At 46.8% G+C, this 21,757-nt stretch carries 23 protein-coding genes; 12 read left to right on the top strand and 11 right to left on the bottom strand.

Annotated elements, in window-relative coordinates:
- Nucleotides 1–4: 4 nt before the first annotated feature.
- Both MHM94_RS10780 and MHM94_RS10775 read left to right on the top strand, forming a co-directional pair.
- Nucleotides 5–1,000: a DUF4382 domain-containing protein gene (locus MHM94_RS10780; RefSeq protein WP_235419928.1), complete on the top strand. Its 996-nt coding sequence runs from the start codon at nucleotides 5–7 to the stop codon at nucleotides 998–1,000.
- Between the two features lie 156 nt (nucleotides 1,001–1,156).
- Nucleotides 1,157–2,329: a type III PLP-dependent enzyme gene (locus MHM94_RS10775; RefSeq protein ID WP_235419927.1), complete on the top strand. Its 1,173-nt coding sequence runs from the start codon at nucleotides 1,157–1,159 to the stop codon at nucleotides 2,327–2,329.
- 71 nt (nucleotides 2,330–2,400) lie between these two features.
- Here the strand turns inward: MHM94_RS10775 and MHM94_RS10770 are convergent, their stop codons facing one another.
- Entirely contained in the window at nucleotides 2,401–3,183 is a 783-nt protein-coding gene (locus tag MHM94_RS10770; protein WP_151172441.1) for a DUF4124 domain-containing protein, read from the bottom strand.
- Nucleotides 3,184–3,307: 124 nt separating this feature from the next.
- On the opposite strand from MHM94_RS10770, the gene MHM94_RS10765 reads away from it, so the two are divergent.
- The 5 genes from MHM94_RS10765 to MHM94_RS10745 all read left to right on the top strand — a co-directional run bounded on the left by MHM94_RS10765 (nucleotide 3,308) and on the right by MHM94_RS10745 (nucleotide 8,990).
- Nucleotides 3,308–4,627: a DASH family cryptochrome gene (locus tag MHM94_RS10765; protein ID WP_235419926.1), complete on the top strand. Its 1,320-nt coding sequence runs from the start codon at nucleotides 3,308–3,310 to the stop codon at nucleotides 4,625–4,627.
- Nucleotides 4,620–6,176, top strand: a complete 1,557-nt coding sequence (locus tag MHM94_RS10760; protein ID WP_235419925.1) for a cryptochrome/photolyase family protein — start codon at nucleotides 4,620–4,622, stop codon at nucleotides 6,174–6,176. The genes MHM94_RS10765 and MHM94_RS10760 overlap by 8 nt, the downstream gene beginning before the upstream one ends.
- A 95-nt stretch (nucleotides 6,177–6,271) precedes the next feature.
- Nucleotides 6,272–7,291: a phospholipase gene (locus tag MHM94_RS10755; protein WP_235419924.1), complete on the top strand. Its 1,020-nt coding sequence runs from the start codon at nucleotides 6,272–6,274 to the stop codon at nucleotides 7,289–7,291.
- Nucleotides 7,291–8,478, top strand: a complete 1,188-nt coding sequence (locus MHM94_RS10750; protein ID WP_235419923.1) for a peptidylprolyl isomerase — start codon at nucleotides 7,291–7,293, stop codon at nucleotides 8,476–8,478. Before MHM94_RS10755 ends, MHM94_RS10750 begins: the two co-directional genes overlap by 1 nt.
- The gene (locus MHM94_RS10745) at nucleotides 8,475–8,990 is read left to right on the top strand and encodes a hypothetical protein (RefSeq protein ID WP_235419922.1); all 516 of its coding nucleotides are present in this window, start codon (nucleotides 8,475–8,477) and stop codon (nucleotides 8,988–8,990) included. The genes MHM94_RS10750 and MHM94_RS10745 overlap by 4 nt, the downstream gene beginning before the upstream one ends.
- Here the strand turns inward: MHM94_RS10745 and MHM94_RS10740 are convergent.
- The 3 genes from MHM94_RS10740 to MHM94_RS10730 all read right to left on the bottom strand — a co-directional run bounded on the left by MHM94_RS10740 (nucleotide 8,976) and on the right by MHM94_RS10730 (nucleotide 10,317).
- Complete coding sequence (locus MHM94_RS10740) at nucleotides 8,976–9,452, bottom strand: NYN domain-containing protein (protein ID WP_045979830.1); 477 nt, start codon at nucleotides 9,450–9,452, stop codon at nucleotides 8,976–8,978. The two genes, MHM94_RS10745 and MHM94_RS10740, sit on opposite strands and share 15 nt — an antisense overlap.
- Nucleotides 9,453–9,461: 9 nt before the next feature.
- Nucleotides 9,462–9,806 carry a hypothetical protein gene (locus MHM94_RS10735; protein WP_235419921.1) on the bottom strand — a complete coding sequence of 115 codons (345 nt, stop codon included), beginning with the start codon at nucleotides 9,804–9,806 and terminating at the stop codon, nucleotides 9,462–9,464.
- A gap of 64 nt (nucleotides 9,807–9,870) precedes the next feature.
- Nucleotides 9,871–10,317, bottom strand: coding sequence for an Hsp20 family protein (locus tag MHM94_RS10730; RefSeq protein WP_022946406.1), 447 nt, complete (start codon nucleotides 10,315–10,317; stop codon nucleotides 9,871–9,873).
- 218 nt (nucleotides 10,318–10,535) lie between these two features.
- Between MHM94_RS10730 and MHM94_RS10725 the strand changes: the two genes are divergently transcribed.
- The 5 genes from MHM94_RS10725 (at nucleotide 10,536) to MHM94_RS10705 (ending at nucleotide 14,802) form a co-directional block, all read left to right on the top strand.
- Entirely contained in the window at nucleotides 10,536–11,024 is a 489-nt protein-coding gene (locus MHM94_RS10725) for a TlpA disulfide reductase family protein (RefSeq protein ID WP_026111316.1), read from the top strand.
- Nucleotides 11,017–12,069 (top strand): galactose oxidase, encoded by a 1,053-nt coding sequence (locus tag MHM94_RS10720; RefSeq protein WP_138547582.1) that lies wholly within the window; start codon nucleotides 11,017–11,019, stop codon nucleotides 12,067–12,069. The genes MHM94_RS10725 and MHM94_RS10720 overlap by 8 nt, the downstream gene beginning before the upstream one ends.
- 9 nt (nucleotides 12,070–12,078) lie before the next feature.
- The gene (locus MHM94_RS10715) at nucleotides 12,079–12,357 is read left to right on the top strand and encodes a peptidylprolyl isomerase (RefSeq protein ID WP_022946409.1); all 279 of its coding nucleotides are present in this window, start codon (nucleotides 12,079–12,081) and stop codon (nucleotides 12,355–12,357) included.
- 101 nt (nucleotides 12,358–12,458) lie between these two features.
- Nucleotides 12,459–12,725, top strand: a complete 267-nt coding sequence (locus MHM94_RS10710) for a GrxA family glutaredoxin (protein WP_235419920.1) — start codon at nucleotides 12,459–12,461, stop codon at nucleotides 12,723–12,725.
- A 304-nt stretch (nucleotides 12,726–13,029) separates the two neighbouring features.
- Nucleotides 13,030–14,802, top strand: a complete 1,773-nt coding sequence (locus MHM94_RS10705; RefSeq protein ID WP_138547581.1) for a DEAD/DEAH box helicase — start codon at nucleotides 13,030–13,032, stop codon at nucleotides 14,800–14,802.
- Between the two features lie 71 nt (nucleotides 14,803–14,873).
- Here the strand turns inward: MHM94_RS10705 and MHM94_RS10700 are convergent, their stop codons facing one another.
- The 7 genes from MHM94_RS10700 to MHM94_RS10670 form a co-directional block, all read right to left on the bottom strand.
- Nucleotides 14,874–16,118: an ectonucleotide pyrophosphatase/phosphodiesterase gene (locus tag MHM94_RS10700; RefSeq protein WP_235419919.1), complete on the bottom strand. Its 1,245-nt coding sequence runs from the start codon at nucleotides 16,116–16,118 to the stop codon at nucleotides 14,874–14,876.
- Between the two features lie 157 nt (nucleotides 16,119–16,275).
- A complete protein-coding gene (locus tag MHM94_RS10695; protein WP_022946413.1) occupies nucleotides 16,276–16,881 on the bottom strand; it encodes a peroxiredoxin C in 606 nt (201 codons plus the stop codon).
- Between the two features lie 280 nt (nucleotides 16,882–17,161).
- Nucleotides 17,162–17,875 carry a fatty acid metabolism transcriptional regulator FadR gene (gene fadR, locus MHM94_RS10690; RefSeq protein WP_235419918.1) on the bottom strand — a complete coding sequence of 238 codons (714 nt, stop codon included), beginning with the start codon at nucleotides 17,873–17,875 and terminating at the stop codon, nucleotides 17,162–17,164.
- Nucleotides 17,876–18,393: 518 nt separating this feature from the next.
- Complete coding sequence (locus MHM94_RS10685; RefSeq protein WP_235419917.1) at nucleotides 18,394–19,506, bottom strand: hypothetical protein; 1,113 nt, start codon at nucleotides 19,504–19,506, stop codon at nucleotides 18,394–18,396.
- A 133-nt stretch (nucleotides 19,507–19,639) separates the two neighbouring features.
- Nucleotides 19,640–20,140, bottom strand: a complete 501-nt coding sequence (locus MHM94_RS10680) for an N-carbamoyl-L-amino acid amidohydrolase (protein ID WP_235419916.1) — start codon at nucleotides 20,138–20,140, stop codon at nucleotides 19,640–19,642.
- 380 nt (nucleotides 20,141–20,520) lie between these two features.
- Complete coding sequence (locus MHM94_RS10675) at nucleotides 20,521–21,009, bottom strand: hypothetical protein (protein ID WP_151172428.1); 489 nt, start codon at nucleotides 21,007–21,009, stop codon at nucleotides 20,521–20,523.
- A 78-nt stretch (nucleotides 21,010–21,087) separates the two neighbouring features.
- Nucleotides 21,088–21,618 carry a hypothetical protein gene (locus MHM94_RS10670; protein ID WP_235419915.1) on the bottom strand — a complete coding sequence of 177 codons (531 nt, stop codon included), beginning with the start codon at nucleotides 21,616–21,618 and terminating at the stop codon, nucleotides 21,088–21,090.
- Nucleotides 21,619–21,757: the final 139 nt, after the last annotated feature.

Below are 21,757 nucleotides of genomic sequence, written 5' to 3'. Positions count from 1 at the left end.
TTTAATGAATAAACTGATTCTTGCGAGTGCAATTAGCACCGTTTTACTTAGTGGCTGTGGGGGTTCGGACGATAATGACGACAACATCACCAACCCAGAGCCGACACAAGCAGAGTTCTCGTTAGGCGTATCTGATGCGCCAGTAAGTGACGTTAAAGCAGTGTGGGTTGCCTTTGACAGCATTACCTTGAACGCGGGCGATGGTGAGATGCCAACCTTTGAGACCCGCTCTGAAGAGAACCCAGATCAACCCGTGATGGTAAACTTACTGGACTACACTGGTGATGATGTGTTTGCGCTTATCGATGATGAGCTTGTTGCTGCCGGTGACTACGAATGGCTACGCGCTGATATAGTCAATGGCGACATGGCCAATATCGAGATGACTTCACATCTGGTTTATAACGATGACACTGTCGTGCCACTTGTTGTCACCCGTAAAGGCAATGACGGCATCGGTGAAATTCAAATTAATGACTTCACTTTGGTCAGTGGTGACAACGACTTCGTGCTTGAGTTTGACCTGAAAAAATCTTTGGTCAACCCAAGTAACAGTAACGAAGTTAAGCTTAAACCTACAGGAATTCGCCTAGAAAACCTTGCCCAAGTGGAAGATATCGAGGGTGTAGTTAGCCAGCAGTTGGTACAAAACTGCGAAACTGACAATGCAGATATCGCGCCTGCCACCGGGGGGTTCGGTCATGCCGTATATCTCTATAATAGCGATGTCAGTGAGCCTAAAGATTTGTACCTTGACGGCGAAACGGTTGCGGCTGATGCACCTATCGCGACCGGTGGCGTGAGCTACGATGAGGAAGATGAACGTTATGAGTTCGAAATCGGCTTTGTCGCTCCAGGTGAATATCAGCTAGCCTACACTTGTGCTGCACACATTGATGACGCCGAAATCCTCGATGAGTCGTTTACGCTGTATCAGCAACAGACAGTCACGGTGACAAGCGGTGAAGACGCTCAAGTTACCTTTGATATAGCCCAATAAGCTATTGAAAATTAAAGACTAAAAATATTTTAAATTTTTGCTTGCATGGCGCGATAATTTAACTATTATTGCGCCACTTTAATTCGATAGCCAATCCTAGTACAGCCCTCCAGCCAAGGCGAAGAGTAACTATCCAAATTCAATTTTGGAGTTATTATGTCTGTTTCTTCTTTGCGAGCTCCTGCTCACTCATTTACCGAGCAATTCGTACAAGCCGACCAACTTGCCAATCAATACGGTACCCCTTTACTGGTGCTGGATATTGACCGTGTTCGCGAAAACTACCTAGCGCTTCATGCTGCGCTTCCGGGGGTGACTTTACACTATGCTCTAAAGCCCCTACCTCATGCAGATGTGGTACGCGCCTTAGACGCGCTGGGCGGTAGTTTTGACCTCGCGACCAATGGTGAAGTGGATGTGGTGGCTCAGTGTGCTGTGCCAGCAAGTAAAACCATTCACACTCACCCGGTCAAGCGCGTGGCCGATATTGAGCATGCCTTGGCTTATGGGTGCAATACCTTTGTATTCGACTGTGCCAATGAGTTACATAAGTTTGCGCCTTATAACCATGAGGTTGAGCTGTTACTGCGTTTAAGCTTCTTAAATGAAGATGCGGCTGCTGATTTGTCGAAAAAGTTTGGCGTAACACCAGCACAAGCTTTGCCATTGTTGCAACAAGCTCATAGCATGGGTATTCGCGTGCGCGGGCTGTCATTCCATGTAGGCTCACAAACACGCGATCCTCATAAATACGTGGCAGCAATAGAGCAATGTAAAGAAGTCTTTGAATTAGCTCGACGCGCGGGTTTGCCTGCCATGAATACATTGGATATTGGCGGTGGCTTTCCGGTGAGTTATCAAAACGACAACATTGATATCGATAGCTATTGTGCACCCATTCGCGAAGCGTTGGCGCAGTGGCCGCAAACCACCCATTTTATTGCAGAGCCTGGTCGTTATATTGTTGCCTCGGCCATGGTGCATGTAATGAGTGTAATGGGCCAAAGCCTGCGCGGCGGTAAGCCTTGGTATTATATGGATGATGGGGTATATGGTGCGTTTAGCGGCCGCGTGTACGGCGAGCCTGCGCAACGCTTTTACACTTTGCACCAAGCCCCAGAGCAGCCGTGTGTTTTAGCGGGGCCAACATGCGATAGCATAGATGTCATTACAGAGCATGTGAATATGGCGCAACTGCAGGATGGCGAGCGAGTATTTACCGCTAATATGGGCGCTTACACATGGACAACGAGCACTGATTTTAATTTCTTCGCCAAAGCGCCTGTTATTAGTGTCGATAGTGCACTGAGCATGGCGCAATTGGGTTAGCCCTCTAGAGCTGAAGTTCAAAAGCTAACCTTACTCCACCAGCGCGAGTCTCAGAATCGCGCTGGTGGACATCAGTTCGTGTCTTTGTTTTCCTTGGCTTTTTGCATTAATTCGGCGCGCTCTTGAGATAGGCGTGCTAACCCTTTTTGTTCAACATCAATCAAGGTGGTGTACTTAGCCGTTACTGCTGACATACGTTGCGACAAGGCATTGTCATAAGTAGCATCAACGAGGTTATCCGGAGCTTGCGCCGCTTCCTCTTGCAGCGCTTCTAATTCATTGTCTAACCGCGTGTGATAGGTGTCAATTTTATCCAGATGCTGGCGCATATCGCGGTCAATTTGCTGCAAGCGAATAAAACTGTCGATGCTGTCTGGGGCATTTGCTGCACTGTCTTTAAAGATCTCTTTTTGGGCCAGCAAACGGTCAATATGCATTTGCTCCCGATCGATCAACGCTTGATAACGCTTACTCACCGCCTCCATTTCTTTGGCAATGGCTTGGTCTTTTTCAGCTCCAGTGAGGTTATTAACTTGGGCATCTGACTGATCTTTCAAGCGCGCAATTTCTTCTTGCATTTGACGTGTGTAAGTCTCTATTTTATCGCGGTGTTGGGCAATTTCTTTATCCGCCTGCTGATTGCGTATATACCCCTCAATATCACTGTCGCTTTGCGGCTTATCTGCGCTTGAAGTGTCGGCGGCAATGGTATTAACCACCACTGTCTTGGCATCTTTAGAGCAAGGGAGCTGCGAAAATTCTACAGTGCCATTTTTGGTGCATTGATATACTGTGGTGCCAGCACTCACCGGTAAAGCGGCGGTAAACACTGTTATAACAAACAAGCGAATCATTTTTTCTCCTAAGCGCCAGAGCGCGTACCTATCTCAAGTCTAGCTGATGCATAGCCACATGCGAAGGATCCATGTGCGGCCTTCAAACGTACCACAGCGGTATTCGTAATAACCGAGGTGCACCATGAAAACGGGGCTCTATCTTTTTTATCACGATCTGAGATTAGAAGACAATCAGACACTTAGGCGATTATCTTCACAAGTTGATCGGCTTATATTGGCGTATTGTCCGTTGCACACACTCACTGTGCCATCGCGCGCCATTTACAATGCTCGCGAGCAAGGGCCTGCGCGCACTGCATTTGTTGAGCAAACAATACACCACCTGGGCCAAGCACTAGCGCCTTATCATCACTCACTGTGCTGCATTGATAATCTTAAGACACTTGACGAACTGGTTGGCGTTCATGACATCACTCACCTAGGCGTAGGGCATCAGCATGGCTGGGATGAGCGAATGGCTATCGCTCATATTAAAGAGCGCTACAACGCTATTGAGCTGATTCAAGATCATGATCATACGCTGTTCACCTTGGCACAACTCCCAGGCCCTGTGGATAAGTTACCCAGCACCTTTAGTCAATTCCGCAAAGCCGTTGAGTCTGAGCTAAGTGCCGATGAACCGCTTGCAGCGCCAACACAGCTTGCTCCTAGCGTCCCCGTTAGGCAAAACCTTTATGTCCAAGGTGATGCATCCACCTCTGTACTCACGCCTTGGTTTGCACAAAGCGCTGCGCAAGCGCTTGAGAACTATTTTGCGACGGATGCACCCAGTCGCTATAAAGAAACGCGCAACGCGCTTCAAGGTCAGCACTTTTCGACGGCACTGTCACCTTGGTTAGCAAACGGCGCTTTAAGTGCACGCCTGATGCTGAGCAAATTGCGTAACTATGAAGCACAGCACGGTGCCAACGAATCAACGTATTGGATTTACTTTGAACTATTGTGGCGCGAGTACTTTCAGTGGCTGGCTATAAAACAAGGTAAGCAATTATATTGTTTTGCAGGCGCCAATGGCGCTAAGCCACAAACCAGCTTTTACTCTCAGCGCTACCAAGCGTGGTGCCAAGGCAACACCCCCTATGCGTTGGTTAACGCCCTGATGCATGAACTTAATACCACCGGCTGGATGTCCAATCGGGGCAGACAAATTGTTGCTAGCTGCTTTGTCAACGAACTCAATCTTGATTGGCGTTATGGCGCCGCCTATTTTGAGCGTATGTTGATTGATTACGACAGCGCCAGCAACTATGGCAATTGGCAATATATCGCGGGCGTAGGCGCCGACCCTCGTGGCGGCCGTCATTTCAATCTAGCGAAACAACAACAGCAATTTGATCCCGATGGCGAGTTTATTAGCCGTTGGCAAGGCGAAGCGAGCCAAAGCGACATCGACTATCAAGATTACACCGGCTGGCCCCAACAAGGCGTGACTCATGAGTGAAAACTACAAAGAAATCCGCCTTATTCTCGGCGATCAGTTAAATGCGCAGCATAGCTGGTTTGAGCACAAGTGCGACGATGTACTGTATATCATTGCTGAGCTACACCAAGAAATGCAATATACCCAGCATCATATTCAAAAAGTGTGTGCTTTTTTCGCTGCCATGGCTCGCTTTGCCGAAGCCCTGGAATTAGCTGGGCACCGTGTTCTTCACCTGACTCTCGATGATACACAGGGTTACGATGATTTAGCGCACCTACTCAAGGCGCAGGTGAAGCGCTTTAGTGCCAATACCCTCAGCTACCAACTGCCTGATGAATATCGCTTATATGAGCAACTGCGCGACTTAAACCTCGGTGCAGACATCACCTTGAACGCCTATGATAGTGAACACTTCTTGTTGGGCTTTAATGAGCTGAGCGATTACTTTCAGGCCGACACCCATCACACTATGGAGCAGTTTTACCGTAAAATGCGCCGACGCTTTAAGGTGTTGATGCAGGGCGACAAGCCTTTGGGAGAGCGGTGGAATTTTGATAAAGAAAATCGCAATAAGCTAAACCAACAAGACCTCGCCGAACTGCCTCAGCCACTGTGCTTTGACAACGATGTGCGCAGTATCAAAGAGCGCATCACCCGCCATAAGGTAAATACGATAGGCCAAGGCAGTGACAGGTTATTATGGCCTGTGAGCCGCAAACAGGCCAAGCAATTACTGCGCTATTTTTGTGACCACTTACTGCCTTGTTTTGGTACCTTCCAAGACGCCATGACCTGTCAAAGTGACAGCCAGTGGAGCCTTTATCACAGCCGGTTATCATTCGCGCTAAACAGTAAAATGCTGCACCCCATGCAAGTGATCAACGCGGCCACTTCGGCCTATGAGCAAAGTGATGGCGCCATAAACCTAGCTCAGGTAGAAGGCTTTATTCGACAAATCCTCGGTTGGCGTGAGTATGTGCGTGGGATTTATTGGGCTAACATGCCCAAATACAGTTCGTTGAATACTCTAGAGGCCTCGGCGCCACTGCCGGAGTTTTTCTGGCATGGAAAAACCAATATGGCTTGTCTTAGCCATGCTATTGGTCAAAGCCTTGATTATGCCTACGCTCACCATATTCAGCGCTTAATGATCACCGGCAATTTTTGCCTACTACTTGGCGTTGACCCCGATGCCGTCGATGCCTGGTACTTAGGTATTTATGTAGACGCCATTGAATGGGTGGAAATGCCCAACACCCGGGGCATGAGCCAATTTGCCGACGGCGGCATTATTGCTACCAAACCTTACAGCAGTGGTGGCAACTACATCAACAAAATGAGCGATTACTGCAAACACTGCCACTATAACGTTCGCGAAAAAGTAGGCGAGCAGGCATGCCCATTTAACAGTCTTTACTGGCACTTTATGGTTCGCCACCGCGAGCGCTTCGGGAATAATCACCGCATCGGCATGATCTACCGAAATTGGGATAAACAAGACAAGCGCCAGCAACAGCAGGTGTTAGAACGAGCGCAGTGGTGCATCGATAATGTAGAGAAATTATAAAGACATAAAAATAGATCAAATAATTAACCTTTATGTAACCTCAATGTAAGACGTTCCCATTTTAATACACTTACCATTTAAAAAACGGGAACATTATGAAAAAACAACACCTTATTGCCGCACTGCTGATAGCAAGTGCGGCCACCAGCCAAGCACATGCTTTTAGCCAAGAGACTCATAAGCGTATCGTTATCGATGCCGTTGCTTACATGCAGCAGAATCCGAATACCACAGCCTATGCTGAGCTTGAGCAGTATGCACAACAAAACAATATGTCGGTGGACATTCTCGCCGATTTACTGGGCCAGTCAGCTTATGATGTGGATGACTTTGAAGATACCTTCTTTTGCGGTGCAATAACCGGGTCGTGCGTTCAAGCGCCACTTTGGGGTGCTGCGAAAAGCATCGTTAAATACACCAGTTATTGGCACTTTCAAAATCACAGCCAAGGTGCCGACGTGCACGGCAATGATTTTGGTGGCTACAATTATCAAAAGCTCACGGTCTGGGGCGATGTAGATAAACTAGCCGCCACATGGCTCAAGGGAGACTACCTCGATGATGGTCAAGGTGGTGAGACCGGTTGGTTCAATGCCGACAGTAGCAAATACAATAGCTATGGCGTCACCGAGCGCAACTATCGTATCGATAGCCACTCACAATACAGTATGTACGATGACTTTGAGGATATGCCCTTCCAACCTTTAGATAACCTAGGCCAGTACTGGTATCAAAGCTATCTGCAAAGCGGCAACCCGCAGGTGCTGGGATTTGTCTTTCACACCACAGACTTATTGCAACCACACCATACCTGGACAACCTCAGCACTTAACCATTCTAGTTGGGAGGGTTGGGTAAAAGACTATTATGACCAAGAGCAGCTCAATGATATGAGCTTAGTGCGTGATGCCATGGATAGCTTTAGCGCCCTTGACCCACAACAACAAGATATTCGCCCACTCCTCACGCAAGGGGGGGCGTTTAGTTACGCTCAAGGCGGCATCGTACTTAACTCTGAAGATCACTACGATCGGGTCAACACCGGACGCCTTGTTATTCCTCATGCTATTGCCATGGTCGTGCACCTGCTTAACCATGCCATGGAGCAGCGTTAATGGGGTTCAGGATTTTTATCTGGATAGGCCTTATTGGCCTATCTTTTTCGTCATTCTCGCAACTGCCGAGCAATGCTGAAGTGCGCTTTATGCGCACTGTATACCAACAACACAGTGCCGATTTAGCGGCGCACACCCGTCAAAGGTTGGTGGAGAATGCTTTTTTGCTACACCAAGCACATCAGCGTTTTCCATCATTAGTGGTTCGCCAAGCTACCGTGGGCTTCAACAATCACTATCATGTGCGCCGCTACTTACTGAGCGCTTGGCAGGCTCAAGGCTGGTTAGACGACAATGCTATGGCGCCGTTGGCGCTTAACCCTGCTTACAATGATGATTGGTTACGCCGCACACTGGGGAACTACCCGGCCGATGGTGCTCTTGAGGGCGCCACTGTGAATAAGCTCGCAGGCATCAAGCTACTGGATGCCACCGCATTATCCAACACCTTAAACATGGCAGATTTTTACCAGAGCATGTCGATGCAGATAAAATATAAGTTGCATCAAGGTGACATGTCCGTATTTCACAGCGAGTTGCAACGTTGGCATCGATTTCGTCAAAGCGCCCTATTGGTGAGCCCTCTGCTCAAGAGCCATCAGCTCAGCCTTGAGCGCCTACAAGACATCGCTTTGGCAGATATTCTTCGCCCTAGCCTATTAACCGAGCTCGGCGTACAACAAACCATGCACGGCAGCAGCGGTGAGCTGGAGCGCCTCAAACAGGACATCAAAGAGCAAGATATCGTTGCCTATTATGAGCGTCACCGCGAGCGCTTTCGCTATATTGCCAAAGTACGAGCTTACGGTGTTCAGTTTGATCAGCATGAGCAAGCGCAAAAGTTCTATCAACAAGCCAAAAGTCAGGGTTTTATTAGCGCAATGGGCGACAAAGAAAATGTATTCGGCAAACAAAATAGCGTATTAAGTCGCGATAACGACAGCGCCCCGGTATTTGCCAAGCAACTGGCATTCACGTTGCCAACAGATACCTTATCGCGCCCAGTACGCACGCCTGCAAACAAGTGGCTAGTACTAATGAGCACGGAAAAAGCCTATGAATACTATGCTAAAAACAGCGAAACGGTGCGTTACCAAGCCATTGAGGCACTCGCTAAGGAGCAGGCACAGCAGAACTATGAAGCACAATTTGAGGCGTGGCGCGCGCACATGGAGGCAGCCGGATGAAACCAGTCACAGTGCTTTTAATACTGCTCATAGGCGCTCTAGCCTGGTATTTGAGCGCCGATGCTGGGGCTATCAAAGCCCGCAGCGACTCGTCCACCTTGCTGTCTGTGCGTGATACCCCCGCAGTGGCAGCCGAAGAGGCGGTCTCTGCTCGCCAGAGTAAAACACAGTATTCGCAAGCCGTTGATCCCCCTAAACAGATAAGCGCTCAAGCGCCTATCACAGAGCCGGAATATGTGCCTCCTATCGCCAAAGACCGGCAACAAGACGGCGCTTATCAGGGTGATTTGCACGATCACCTAGCTTATCAGCGCTACCAACAGCGCCAGCACAACGACTTTAAACGCGCCTATATCAGTGCCGCAAAAGATAAAGTTGCGCTCCTTAAAACTTGGCTAGCGCGGGGAGAGCGAGAAGGCATCTCGCCGGAACAGCTGCAGTTTGCTCGGGATAAAATTGCCGCCTTAGAGCAAGCCAAGCAACAGTTGGAAGAGCAATTAGCCCAACAATAGCGTATCGTCTATAGCGCGGAAATGGCTGGCGGCATTGATCAAAGATGTCGCCGTCAACGGTGCACAACTGTACACTTCGACACGCTTATTACGTTCATGACGTAGTTTGGCGACGAGCATATCGAAATCACCGTCACCAGAGAGTAAAATGGTGGTATCCGTTTGCGTTCCATGCTCCATAGCATCAAGGGTGATACCCACATCCCAATCGCCTTTAGCCGAACCATCAGCACGCTGAATATAGGGTTTCAGCTTGACCTCAAAGCCAATGGCTCGGAGGATATTTTGGAATTCTCGTTGTTTGCTATCGCCACGATCAATGGCATAAGCGATGGCGGTGACTATTTCGTACTTAGCGCTTACCTCGCGCCAAAAGGCGTTGTAGTCAAAATTGCGCGCAAAGCTCTCACGGCAGGTGTAATAAATATTTTGTACATCTACAAAAATGGCCGCTGTAGGCATAGATCCTCTCTAAAGGTGGCTTAATCGCCGTGCCCAGTTACCATTGTGGCCTACTTTGCACTGCTGTTCAGTGTCGTAGACTATCTGTTTTTTCGGGTTGTGCATAGCTAAGTCCTCGGCCTTGAGCACCGCCATCAACTGCGCTTCCAATTGCAGGCGCATTTGTGAGCCTAAAAAGGAACGTAACTGTTCATCGGTGGTGAACACCACAATCACTTTGATGTTGTCGGTTCGCTGCCAATCAATAACATGGGTCAGCCACTCAAAACCTGACAATGGCTCACAATGTTCATTACAAAAGCGGGTCAGCGCTTTACGCAGTGCATTGTCTTTTTTCTTATCGCTTTTACGCATTGGTTTATCCACACAAAAACGCCGCCCGGTTGGGCGGCGTAAACACAGGGAGAATGACTAGAAATTATTTGCTCTCAAGCAAATTGCCAGAGCCTATTTCAATTTTACGTGGCTTCAAGGCCTCAGGGATCTCTCGCTCTAAGTCAATGACTAGGAGCCCATTTTCAAGCCCTGCGCCGAGCACTTTAACGTGGTCGCCAAGCTGGAACTTACGTTCGAAGTTGCGCTCAGCAATACCTTGATGAATGAATTTTCGCTCTTGCTTGTCGTCTTTGTCAGCCTTAATACCGGCGACTTTCAGAGTATTGTTCTCTGACTCAATACTCAGCTCATCTTCGCTGAATCCAGCCACCGCCATGGTGATACGATACTGGTCTTTGCCCAATGCCTCGATGTTGTAAGGTGGGTAGCTTGGCTGCTTATCGGTGCGTGCCGCCGCATCCATAAGTGATGCAAGGTGGTCAAAACCGATGAATGAACGATATAGTGGTGATAAATCTACTGTACGCATAATGATATCCTCATAATTAAGCGATATTAGTTGCTACTTTTCACGATGAACAAGTAACATTTACGTTTTAAATCAATAAGTTTACTTAGTTTGGGACCCTTTCCGGCGTCCTCACTAACTGATGTATGGACAGCGTCTTTATTTTCAAGAAAAAGATGCAAAATTTTTTCTGCCACTATCCGGTCTAATTTATTAAGCCTATGAATTTTAAGTTAAATATGAAAAAAATTTTATTGCAGATTATTGTTATTGCGATCGTTTTCTTTGCTGTCAGCGCATTTCAACAGCGCAATCTGCTCAGTACCGATCACACCCCCGCGCCTTACTTTGCCTTAACACAACTCAATGAACAGGGGCGATACAGCATCAAAGAACTCCAGGGGCAAACCACCGTGGTATACTTTTTTGCGCCATGGTGCTCTATCTGCAAGGTGTCCATGCCTAACTTACAATCGGCAATGGATGATGGCGATATTAACGCTGTGGCCGTTGCCCTTGATTATCAAAGTGAGCAACAAGTACAAGATTTTGTCGCTGACCTCTCTTTATCCATGCCCATACTTTTAGGTAGCGCACAAACCGCTAAGCAATATAAAATATCTGCATTCCCAACCTATTATGTTATTGATGAATCACTGCGCATAACTGCCCGCTCTATGGGCTACTCCAGTGAATTAGGCATAAAATACCGAGGTAGAGATGAATAAACGACATTGCTTTGTCGCGGCGCTGAGCATGCTCTGCGCGCCAACGTGGGCCACAAAACCCCTGCCAGCGTTACCCGAGCCCGTGACCAATAATGCGGTCGCCCAAGTGACAACGGAACAAGGGCCTTACTTTATTAGCTTCATGGGGTTAGGTGCTGGGAAAAGTCACGAGGACGTGCACAATAAAGTGTGGGCATTAAAAATTGGCCAGGGGCAATGGCAAGGCAAAAAAAGTGTTCCCGCCAGTACCGAATTAAAAGGCCGATTGGCGGCGACTGCTGTGGGAGTGGGCCCATACGCTTATGTTTTTGGTGGCTATACCGTGGCCGACGATCACAGTGAAATTTCAGCGCCCGACGCCTATCGTTTTGATGTGCTAACCAACAGCTACCAGCGCCTCGCGGATATGCCGGTGCCTGTCGATGATAGCGTTGCGTTGAATTACCAAGACAAGTTTATCTACTTGATCAGTGGCTGGCACAATGATGGTAATGTGAACTTAGTGCAAGTCTATGATATTGCTAATAATACTTGGCAGCAAGCGTCGCCATTTTTAGGCGAGCCGGTATTTGGTCACGCCGGTGCAATTAAAGGTAATATCATGGTGGTGTGTGATGGCGTAAAAACCGTTGCTTATATTGATAAACGCCGAGGCTTCGATGGCAAAGCCCAGTGTTTTAAAGGGATCATCCACCCCGACAAGCCAACAAAAATTGATTGGCGTATGATTAGCCACCCCACCGGCAAGAGTCATTATCGTATGGCTGCGGGAACAATCAATGGCCAGCTGGTGTTTATGGCGGGCTCCCCTAACCCTTATAACTACAACGGTATCGGCTATAATGGTAAACCCAGTTCGCCGTCAAATCAGGTATGGCGTTTCGATACTGATTCTAATCGTTGGCAACGTTTAGAGCATGCCCAACAGGGCACCATGGACCACCGGGGTTTACTGAGTCACCAAGGCACCGCCTATCGCATTGGCGGCATGGGCGAAAAGCAAAAGGTGCTCGACGTGGTCACCCCTTATCGATATTCATTTTAGGACGCAGTTATGGCAAAAGCGTGTGCATATCACATATTAGTGAAGAGCAAAGAAGAGTGCTTGGCTATCAAAGCCAAGTTAGACAAAGGCGGCGACTTTAATAAACTCGCGAAACAATACTCCACCTGTCCATCAAAAAAACGTGGCGGCGATTTGGGTGAATTTCAGCGCGGCACTATGGTCAAAGCCTTTGACGATGTGGTGTTTAAAAAACCGCTATTGGAAGTACACGGGCCGGTGAAAACCAAGTTTGGTTACCACCTAATTAAAACCGTTTATCGTAGTTAATCGCTTTTAGCGAATATAGAAATCGTTTTTGCTTATTTTACCCCGGCGACGAACCTCGCTACACTGCAAACCTAACGTTTTTAACTGCACTGGAGAGAATTATGCTAACTGTTATTTTTGGCCGTGAAGGGTGCCCTTTCTGCGTACGCGCAAAAGATGTTGCCGAGCAACTGACGCAAAGCCGCGATGATTTCAAATACCGCTATATCGATATCGTTAAAGAAGAGATCAGCAAAGCGGATTTAGAAAAATCAGCCGGCAAACCATGTGAAACAGTGCCGCAGATCTTTATCGATCAGGCGCATATTGGTGGGTTCACTGAGTTCGAAGCTTACGCGAAAGAAAATTTAGGTCTATACCAAGACTAATACGATAAAAAAGCCGGGATCATACTCGGCTTTTTTTGCCCCCTGCGCGCCATTTTCGAGCTGACAAACTCTCTTTTGGCCCGTCAGTTTTTAATGCATTTATAGCAACAAAACAGGCTGAGTACACACGCGTTAAACCGTTAAATTTACGTGATTTCTCCGTGACTAAATCTAAGTGCAACGAACACCATTGGTTAAATTTCATACAAAACCAAGCACATAGGAAATAGTTGTAATTTATACAAGCAATTACTGCTTCATTCCTGTACAATGCGCGCCTCTTTGAATTCCCTGAGGCGTTTTAATGTCAGAACCAGTCACCTTTGAGTCGTTACACCTTTCTCCTGCTACTTTAAAAGCAGTGAGCGAATTGGGTTATGAGACTCCTTCCGAGATCCAAGCTCAATGTATTCCTCTTTTACTCGACAAAAAGGACGTATTGGGAATGGCACAAACAGGCACGGGTAAAACCGCCGCCTTTGCCTTACCATTGTTGAATAACTTGGATGCGGATGCGAAATATCCGCAAGTGCTTGTGCTTACTCCCACCCGTGAACTCGCAATCCAGGTTGCAGAAGCATTCGAGCAATACGCAAAATTTACTAAGGGCGTAGAAGTGCTCGCGCTTTACGGCGGCCAAAGCTACGGTATTCAGCTCAGCGCCCTACGTCGCGGTGCGCAAATCATTGTCGCGACTCCGGGTCGTCTACTTGATCACATCAGTCGTAAATCTATCGACTTATCACGCTTAAGTGCATTGGTATTGGATGAAGCCGACGAAATGCTACGCATGGGCTTTATCGATGATGTAGAAAGCATCATGGCGCAAACACCAGAAGACAAGCAAACTTGTTTGTTCTCGGCGACCATGCCAAAACAGATTCAGTCTATTTGCAAAACCTATTTGCAAGACGCAGAGCAAGTGCGTATTACGCCACGCAACAGCACAGTATCCACTATCGAGCAAGTGTACTGGCAAGCGCGTGTACACAAAAACAAAGCCATTGTGCGCTTTTTAGAAGCCGAAGACTTTGATGCTGCCATTGTATTTGTGCGTACTCGTAACGACACTGTGCAGTTGGCTGAGCTCCTTGAGCGCGAAGGCTTCTCTGCCGCACCATTAAACGGTGATATGAACCAGCAGGCGCGTGAGCGCACCGTTGACCGCCTTAAAAATGGTTTACTTGATATTGTTATAGCTACCGACGTGGCAGCACGAGGCCTAGATGTTGAACGCATCAGCCTAGTGGTTAACTATGATATCCCACAAGACAGCGAAGCCTATGTACACCGCATTGGTCGTACTGGCCGTGCAGGTCGTCAAGGTAAAGCTATTTTGTTCGTTAAGGGCAATGAGCGTTACTTACTTAAGAACATCATGCGCCACACCAAGAGCGACATTGCTCAGGTGGAATTGCCGAGCGCTAAAGTCGTTGAGCAAAAGCGTATTGATGGTCTAGAGAAGAAAGTGGCCGCTGCGCTGGAGCACAAAGACAGCGAGTTCTTTGCACAGGTAGCCAATACCCTAGGTAACAAGTTGCAATTGAGCCAAGGTGACTTAGCCGCCGCGCTACTTTATCTGGCACAGCAACAGTCGCCGTTGAAGGTCGAGGAAATCAAAGCGAAGGAACGTCCAGAGCGTGGTGAACGCAGTGAGCGCAAAGGCGATCGTCGTCGCGACGGTGAAAAACCTCGCCGCGAGCGTCGTGATGCTAACACGCCAATGGATACGTACCGTATTGAGGTGGGTCGCGAGCACGGTGTACAAGTTAAAAATATCGTCGGTGCCATTGCTAATGAAGCGGATATCTCCAGCAAGTTTATCGGCGACATTCGTTTATTTGACGCTCACAGTACCGTTGAGCTACCAAAGGGTATGCCTGAGGACAAGCTGGCTCACTTCCAAAAAGTGTATATCTGCAAGCGTCCTATGAAGCTGACTCTTAGCCAAAGCGAAGCACGTGCACCACGTGAGGCACGTGAACCACGAGGTGAAGGCAAAAAGCGTAGTTTCCGCGACCCTAACGCTAAAGGCCGTGGCCAGCGTAAAGAGCGCAAAGCAGTAAGCTTTCAATAAGCCTTAAATGACATAAAAAACCGCCGTTATGGCGGTTTTTTTGTGTCTGGATTTCAGCCTAGCAACAACTCCTAGTTGCTGCGCGTGTCAGGTTCGCGCTTTGGCGGTGACAACAAGGCTGGCCACAAGGTAGCGCCGTCACTGTCGACGGGGGTCAGTATCTCTAAGCCGAGGATATGTGCCACCATAGGGTAAATATCAAGATTACGCACCTGTGCCAGCGTTTTTCCTTGGTGGAAACTTGGGCCCACCGCTAAGAACACAGCGTCCATATTGCCATCATCGATAAAACCATGGGTGCCCAGATAATGATGATCAGGCTGCGTAAACACCACCGGTGGGCGCGTTTGTAGCACAATATCAGCTTGCCTCGGCCCCATAGTGACACCATATTGAGCCAGTAGCTCCTTACTCATCACCTGATATTGATCCGCCGCCTGCTTGTGCAGTCGCTCTCGCAGTGCCTGTAAAGCGCGCGTAGACGCCTTATGTTGATAAATAGCCACCCGGGTACCAGAGTTAATCACTTTAAACCCATCATCGATGTTGAGCGATGCTAAAGGAATGCCGGCATCGGGGTTTACTTCGCTCATGCCATGATCAGAGACCACAATCAGGTTCACCTCGGTGTCTAACTCGGTATTTATTCTGCGCCACAGCTCACCAATAAGGCGATCGATTCCTAAGGCCCCTGCTTTGGTTTGCGGCGCGTTGGGCCCATACTTGTGGCCGAGGCTATCAACCTCAGAAAAGTAGCTCATAATGAGTTTGGGGCGCTGCTGCTTGGGTAACTTAAGCCATTGAATGATTTGCTCTACGCGATGGGACTGCTTGCCATGGCTAGAATACGGATAAAAGTAAGACGCAGTGCGGCCATTGAAACGCGCATCCGATTCTGGCCAGTAATAGGTAGCGGCTTTCACCCCTTGTAGCTCAGCTAAATTCCACAGTGGCGTACCCGACACCCAGCTGGTATCGGCTTGCCCTTTGCCCATGGCATAGCACTGTTGCCGCTGTTTATCACAAAAACGGTTACCCACGATACCATGATGACTGGGCAGCAGACCTGTGGCGATGCTGATGTGGTTGGGGAAAGTTTTACTCGGATAAACCGTTTTCATGCGCAGCGCCCGCACTCCTTGACGGCTTAGTTTAGCCAGCGCCGGGGTATCGAAATGCTCAATGTAGTCATGACGAAAACCATCGATGGAAATGATCACCGTGGCGGGCATCGTGGCGGGATTTTGAGTAGCCGATTGGCCGTAAGCCGCCCCACTACAAAACAGAATGAGCATCATAGAAAATACTGCGCGCATGTCACATATCCTTGTTATAAAAACTAAAATCTTAGTTGAGAAGAATGAAGTTATGATGAAGGTACCGATTTTAGTTATTGTAGTACAGGCTTACAGCTGTTTTCAGACATAAAAAAACCGCGCTAAAGCGCGGTTTTTCTTGAAACCTGGGGTCGACTTATAGGTCGCCTTCGTTTTCAGATAGGAACTTAGCAACACCTTCAGGGCTTGCGTCCATACCTTTTTTACCTTCAGTCCAACCAGCTGGACATACTTCACCGTGCTCGCTGTGGAACGCTAGAGCGTCAACCATGCGCAGCATCTCGTCAATGTTACGGCCTAGCGGTAGGTCGTTAACTACTTGGTGACGTACTGTGCCTTCCTCGTCGATTAGGAAAGAACCACGGAAAGCAACGCCCGCTTCAGGGTGCTCTACGTCGAACGCTTGACAAATTTCGTGCTTCACATCAGCAACAAGGTCATATTTAACTTTACCGATACCGCCGTCAGCAACAGCAGTGTTACGCCATGCGTTGTGTGAGAACTGTGAATCGATAGAAACACCGATTACTTCAACACCACGCTTTTGGAACTCTTCATAGCGCTTGTCGAAAGCAATAAGTTCAGAAGGACAAACGAATGTGAAATCAAGTGGGTAGAAAAAGATAACCGCTTTCTTTCCTTTGATTTTTTCGTGTAGGTTGTAGTCTTCAACGATCTCGCCGTTACCTAGCACTGCAGCTGCTGTGAAATCTGGTGCCTTGCGGCCTACTAATACACCCATTGTAATCTCCAATAGTTTGAGTTTATCGTTAACACAGTGGCTCTGACGGCAAATGCGTCAAAGCATTTTATGTATGTGCAACTAAATATAGTGACGAAAAAGCAAAAACCAACCCCATCACGCAAAATTCACGTTGCACCTAATTCTGCGCAATATGGTACTGACCCTGTGCGCAAAAGAACAATCGCATTTAGCGATAGCTATCATCGATAAAACTGATTGACACCAACGCCTTTGCCTTGGGCACAAAAAAGCCCGCTAGTGCGGGCTTTTAGGTTACTTAATCCATAATATCTTCGGGCATATTGCCACGAATCTCTTGCCATATTTGGCCACTCTTATGGCCGTAGCGACGCATCAAGGCAATCGCCCCATCGTGATCTTGCTGCTCGGCCAGCTCGGCTAAGTCTGAATAGAACTGACGCGCCAGCTCTCGAGTACGCGGGTCAGAGAAATAGTGGCAGCCAATTTTGGAGTAAAAACCTTTAAAGCCATTTAAAATCAATACATAGATTTTATTGTTCCCTGCCCCAGCTAACTGGTGATGGACAAGGTAATCATAATCGGCGAAGGCCTGCGCTGTGTCTTCTACAGTTTCTCTATCTGCAACAATTTCTTTTACACGTTCAGGGTTTATCTTAATCGCTGCGCGCATGTAAATGGCGCTGATGTTCGTACGTGCAGAAAGCAGCTGGTCGGTCAGCTCCGGCATTTTGTCTTCATCAAGACGGGCCAAGGTCTCAAGAATGTTCAACCCTGAGGTTTCCCAGAAGTTGTTCACGCGCGTGGGCTTGCCGTGCTGAATGGTCAGCCAACCATCGCGGGCTAGGCGTTGTAATACCTCACGCAAGGTAGTGCGAGTGACGCCAATCAGTTCCGATAGCTCACGCTCAGCTGGAAGAATTGAGCCAGGCGGAAACTCGCCATTCCAGATGGACTCAACTATGTACTCCTCAGCAAATCCAGCTGGGCTTTTGGCTTTGAATATTCTCATCTAACGTCCACTTCACTACTAAAAATATTATTATTGATCTTAACATACTGATTGTACCAGATGCGAAGCAACTAACAAGCACACTCACCCAGTCACGGTTTTGGTCATACACAGCAAAGGTGAGATTGTTACACAGTGTGAGACTCTAACCACTCCCATGAAGAGGGTTTGATTAGTGAAGAGTCATTTATCTTTGAAGCTTAAATGACAAATTTAGCAATAAGCTTTTAAGCCTCATTGTTTCAGGGTGGGGGGAGAGGCAAGAATTAAATCAATTTATAACCACAGTAACCTTGCTCTACCTTAACAAATAGGCTTAGTTGAATTTGGCAGTCAGATATGTGCCAAGTTGAGCCGCTGAGCTACTCCAGCAAAGATTTAATAAAGCCATAAGAACGGACATTGAATCTAACTCGTTTTTGGACAGAAACCAGTTAGAGTATTTATTTGGTAACGCCTCAAACACCGGCGCAGTTTACTGCGTCCGGCGCCTGAAAGACGCGAAGTTGATTGACTTGTTAGCCACTTTTATCGCTTTTGGTTTGTTTATTTAGTTCTAGTTTTTTAATTAGTTCCATAACTATTTCGTGAACATTGACTGGGTAAGGATCGGCTCCAACTTTTGAGTAATCCCTTGCCGCAAAGAGTCTACTAGCAACCTCAATCTTTATTTTATGTTGCTCGTCAATTGGTAGTGAAGCTATATACGGGCTAATGGCTTTTAGGTCTAACGAGGTTTGCAAATGGCTATACTGCTGCTCTCTATGCTTGGCTGATTCTCGGGTAAGGTATGCTGCTGGCACTGAAAGCATAATAGCTAGAACAATACGAAAAACAGAATTCTGCCAGTGGAATTCGGTAGTTGTTGTTTCCCAAAAAGAATAACCAACAACACAAACGATGAAAGCCATGCAAGCAAGAGATGAATACCTTAGCCAATTTGCCATTTTCTTTTCTTCGGCTGAACTTGTTTCAAAATCACCAGCAACAGCTCGACCTGAAACATGTCCTAGAATATCGTCTATTTGTTGTTTTTTAGCCTCTATTTCAGCCAATGAATCTTTATACAAAGACGTTATTTTTTCTATTTCAACTTCTACATCGCGCTCAATTTTCTCAATCCGGATTTTTAGATTATTTGCGTTGGACTCACCTTCAGTTAGTAGCTTTTTTATTCTCTTGTCATGCTCTAAGTGATCATTGGCAAGCTTTTTCATATTATTTTTAACTGACTGAAAGCTAGCTAATGATAGATTAGAGTTGTTTGAATTAATGAACTCCATTGGTTGAATTTCAAGAGGACTTTTTTCTATCCAATTTCTGAAAGAAGATGCCTTATCTAGCAGAACTGAACCAAGAGATTTCATTTGGTTATCTGCTTCTTCAAACTGAGCTATCCCTTGACCAATAGTTTGCCCATATAATGCAACTGTTTTTGCTGAGCTAGCAATGTTTTCTATATCTTCATTATCTGTAGAAGTTGAATACTTATCTAGATGCATGTAGAACGATTTAAAACCATCTCTTATCTTTTTAGAAACAGCAATATCACCAATGTAATCTTTTAATTGATCTACATGATCTTTAAGCTCGGCTACTTTTTCATCAAATTCAATTAGTGTACTTTCCATTACTTCCTCTGTAGTTAAGCCATGGCTCGGAATAGATGGCTAAAGCCCGCAGCAACCGCAGCTTTTTTGTGGAGCCGCTGGCGCAACGGAAAAGCTGTCGGATTGCCTGCGATTGTTAGGGCGTGACTTAGCGCTACCCACCTTTAATTGCTGCTCCGACAAATACACCAACCAATGAGGACAACACGCCGATGACCACCGGTACCCACCATCGAAGCTCCTTACGACGAACAACTGCTTGAGTTTGTAGCTTCACTGCTACATCTATTAATGCAAGGATTTGTTCCGAGGACAGAGGCAAACGGGAGATATGAGACCTATTGTCTTTCGGCAATGCTTTGAATTGCTCTACCGTAATTATTTCTTCAGTCTGTGTGTTATAGACTCTAGGTTGAGCGCGCCGAACGACTAGTGACTGAAAATCGTCATCGCCTATACCGGCCCGAAAAAATTCGGGATGCTCATTAAAAATGGATTGCCAGTCATTCGCGCTCTTTGGATTTTCGCCGAGCAAATTAGCCCATGACTCTACCTTGCGTCCCGAATACCTATATGTACCCATTACCTGGATTGCAGCGATTACATCAGCAAGCCTATGTTGATGAGCAAGGTAAGGGGATTGTTTCTCAATCATGACTTGTCCTGTTGTGAGCCCTGACATGTTTATAGCGAGCGAACCGCGCGTTTTTCTACTACGCTGCCGCTCACTTTTCTGAATGATATATTCTTAACAGACTAGTTAACTCATTGCCAGTATTATTAAAAATAGCTATTGCCCGTTTTTATCTTGCGACAAAAGCACGCAATTGGGCCGTTTCCTTGACTATGTGAGCGACTGCGCTAAAACTGTTTTAATACACAGTGTTTGCATATTTTCAAAGTCACCATATTCGCCACCAACATACCGCTGCTTCAATTTTTAGACTTGCTTTGAGCGCGAATATCACCTTCCACGCAGTTAATAAATAATATGGATGCGGCCATACTTGAATCTACTTTGATGGCAAGCACTATTTATGCATTCGCTCCGTTAACTCTTTTCTCCATAATTTCAATGCAGTCATTAAGAATGCTGCAATTCATAGAATCACCCTGAACGTTAAGCATACAGGCCGCCATTGGGCTAGCATTCCTGTGCTTATGAACTTCATGAGCCAACCGATCTCGTATATAAATAAGCGTGGAAAGATTTAGATAGCCTAACTCTGCAAACGCCTTCATAGCAATTGGGGAATAGCAATAATTAAAACTCAGAGAAGTGTTGTCCGACACATCGTCTCTAATGTTTTTAAGCATTTCATCAGAGTTGAACGCATTGATTGCGAGCTGCAGCTTTAACTCCTCTAGAGAGTTCCAACAAGCAGCCTGAGCGTCGACCAAAACATAAATCATTCCTAAGGCAATATCTCTTTGAAACTCACCTACTCCATAGTCAAAAGTTGATAATAGCTTGTTATACGTTTCAATAAATCCTAATAACTTCTTATCCAAGTGTTCATTCATAGTCATCCCTTTCTTTTCTTCATTGCATAACTAATTGGCTTATGCTCCAGCCTTATAGCAGAGCACCACACTACATGGTTATGATGCCCCGGTGGTTTTGCTTCTTATATAAACCATGGCTTCCTGAAGGTATTTGAGCTCCATTGCAGCGGCCATATAAAACTCACCACCTAAGCCAGACTTTCCTCTACTTCCGCGTGTGAAGTCGGCGTTTTGTTCAAATTTAGGTCGCAATGCTTGGCAGGCTAACAGTAATTGCTCTGCGCCATATTCAAGCATTAATGCATTAAGCTCTGATATTACTTTTTCGGGAAGCCCGTTAAATTTGAACAGCCGGGTGCTAAAAATATTTGTCAATTTTTGTTGAAGATCCGTTTCCAAGTAAGTATTCCTCTTTACGTGATGAATTCTCAAAAACAACCCTACCGTAACCGAGCCGATTCTTAAATTGGAATAACAGTAGAAGGCATCTTTTTCATGGTTTTGCGAGCTTTTCCCACTGAGCTCTGCGCCCAAATCCCGCGTCGAACTCATGCGCAACATAGTATTGAGCACAAGCTGTACATTGACAGGTGATTTTCGACTTCCTCGTTTGTGGGTCTGCCTCATTTAATATTATTTCTATCATGCCTTTATCCGCTTCACTGTGGGCAAAGTAAGGTAGCTGGAGGTATTTCGCGCACCTGCAGCCCGTTGTTCTCACAGCCTCGAGAAACGTTGTAATTCTATCTATTGATACACGCACGCG

Origin of the sequence: Pseudoalteromonas sp. CNAT2-18.1 (assembly GCF_022347865.1) — a bacterium.
Lineage (GTDB): Bacteria > Pseudomonadota > Gammaproteobacteria > Enterobacterales > Alteromonadaceae > Pseudoalteromonas > Pseudoalteromonas ruthenica.
Note: the sequence above shows the minus strand (reverse complement) of the source record. Positions and strands in the feature narration are given on the sequence as shown.

Coding starts and splice junctions, on each gene's coding strand:
- MHM94_RS10670 (WP_235419915.1), bottom strand. CDS start 21,618: ATGAGGCAGACCCACAAACGAGGAAGTCGAAAATCACCTGTCAATGTA.
- MHM94_RS10745 (WP_235419922.1), top strand. CDS start 8,475: ATGAAACCAGTCACAGTGCTTTTAATACTGCTCATAGGCGCTCTAGCC.
- MHM94_RS10755 (WP_235419924.1), top strand. CDS start 6,272: ATGAAAAAACAACACCTTATTGCCGCACTGCTGATAGCAAGTGCGGCC.
- MHM94_RS10720 (WP_138547582.1), top strand. CDS start 11,017: ATGAATAAACGACATTGCTTTGTCGCGGCGCTGAGCATGCTCTGCGCG.
- MHM94_RS10680 (WP_235419916.1), bottom strand. CDS start 20,140: ATGATTGAGAAACAATCCCCTTACCTTGCTCATCAACATAGGCTTGCT.
- MHM94_RS10740 (WP_045979830.1), bottom strand. CDS start 9,452: ATGCCTACAGCGGCCATTTTTGTAGATGTACAAAATATTTATTACACC.
- MHM94_RS10775 (WP_235419927.1), top strand. CDS start 1,157: ATGTCTGTTTCTTCTTTGCGAGCTCCTGCTCACTCATTTACCGAGCAA.
- MHM94_RS10715 (WP_022946409.1), top strand. CDS start 12,079: ATGGCAAAAGCGTGTGCATATCACATATTAGTGAAGAGCAAAGAAGAG.
- MHM94_RS10700 (WP_235419919.1), bottom strand. CDS start 16,118: ATGCGCGCAGTATTTTCTATGATGCTCATTCTGTTTTGTAGTGGGGCG.
- MHM94_RS10725 (WP_026111316.1), top strand. CDS start 10,536: ATGAAAAAAATTTTATTGCAGATTATTGTTATTGCGATCGTTTTCTTT.
- fadR (WP_235419918.1), bottom strand. CDS start 17,875: ATGAGAATATTCAAAGCCAAAAGCCCAGCTGGATTTGCTGAGGAGTAC.
- MHM94_RS10760 (WP_235419925.1), top strand. CDS start 4,620: ATGAGTGAAAACTACAAAGAAATCCGCCTTATTCTCGGCGATCAGTTA.
- MHM94_RS10675 (WP_151172428.1), bottom strand. CDS start 21,009: ATGAATGAACACTTGGATAAGAAGTTATTAGGATTTATTGAAACGTAT.
- MHM94_RS10780 (WP_235419928.1), top strand. CDS start 5: ATGAATAAACTGATTCTTGCGAGTGCAATTAGCACCGTTTTACTTAGT.
- MHM94_RS10695 (WP_022946413.1), bottom strand. CDS start 16,881: ATGGGTGTATTAGTAGGCCGCAAGGCACCAGATTTCACAGCAGCTGCA.
- MHM94_RS10730 (WP_022946406.1), bottom strand. CDS start 10,317: ATGCGTACAGTAGATTTATCACCACTATATCGTTCATTCATCGGTTTT.
- MHM94_RS10750 (WP_235419923.1), top strand. CDS start 7,291: ATGGGGTTCAGGATTTTTATCTGGATAGGCCTTATTGGCCTATCTTTT.
- MHM94_RS10685 (WP_235419917.1), bottom strand. CDS start 19,506: ATGGAAAGTACACTAATTGAATTTGATGAAAAAGTAGCCGAGCTTAAA.
- MHM94_RS10770 (WP_151172441.1), bottom strand. CDS start 3,183: ATGATTCGCTTGTTTGTTATAACAGTGTTTACCGCCGCTTTACCGGTG.
- MHM94_RS10765 (WP_235419926.1), top strand. CDS start 3,308: ATGAAAACGGGGCTCTATCTTTTTTATCACGATCTGAGATTAGAAGAC.
- MHM94_RS10705 (WP_138547581.1), top strand. CDS start 13,030: ATGTCAGAACCAGTCACCTTTGAGTCGTTACACCTTTCTCCTGCTACT.
- MHM94_RS10710 (WP_235419920.1), top strand. CDS start 12,459: ATGCTAACTGTTATTTTTGGCCGTGAAGGGTGCCCTTTCTGCGTACGC.
- MHM94_RS10735 (WP_235419921.1), bottom strand. CDS start 9,806: ATGCGTAAAAGCGATAAGAAAAAAGACAATGCACTGCGTAAAGCGCTG.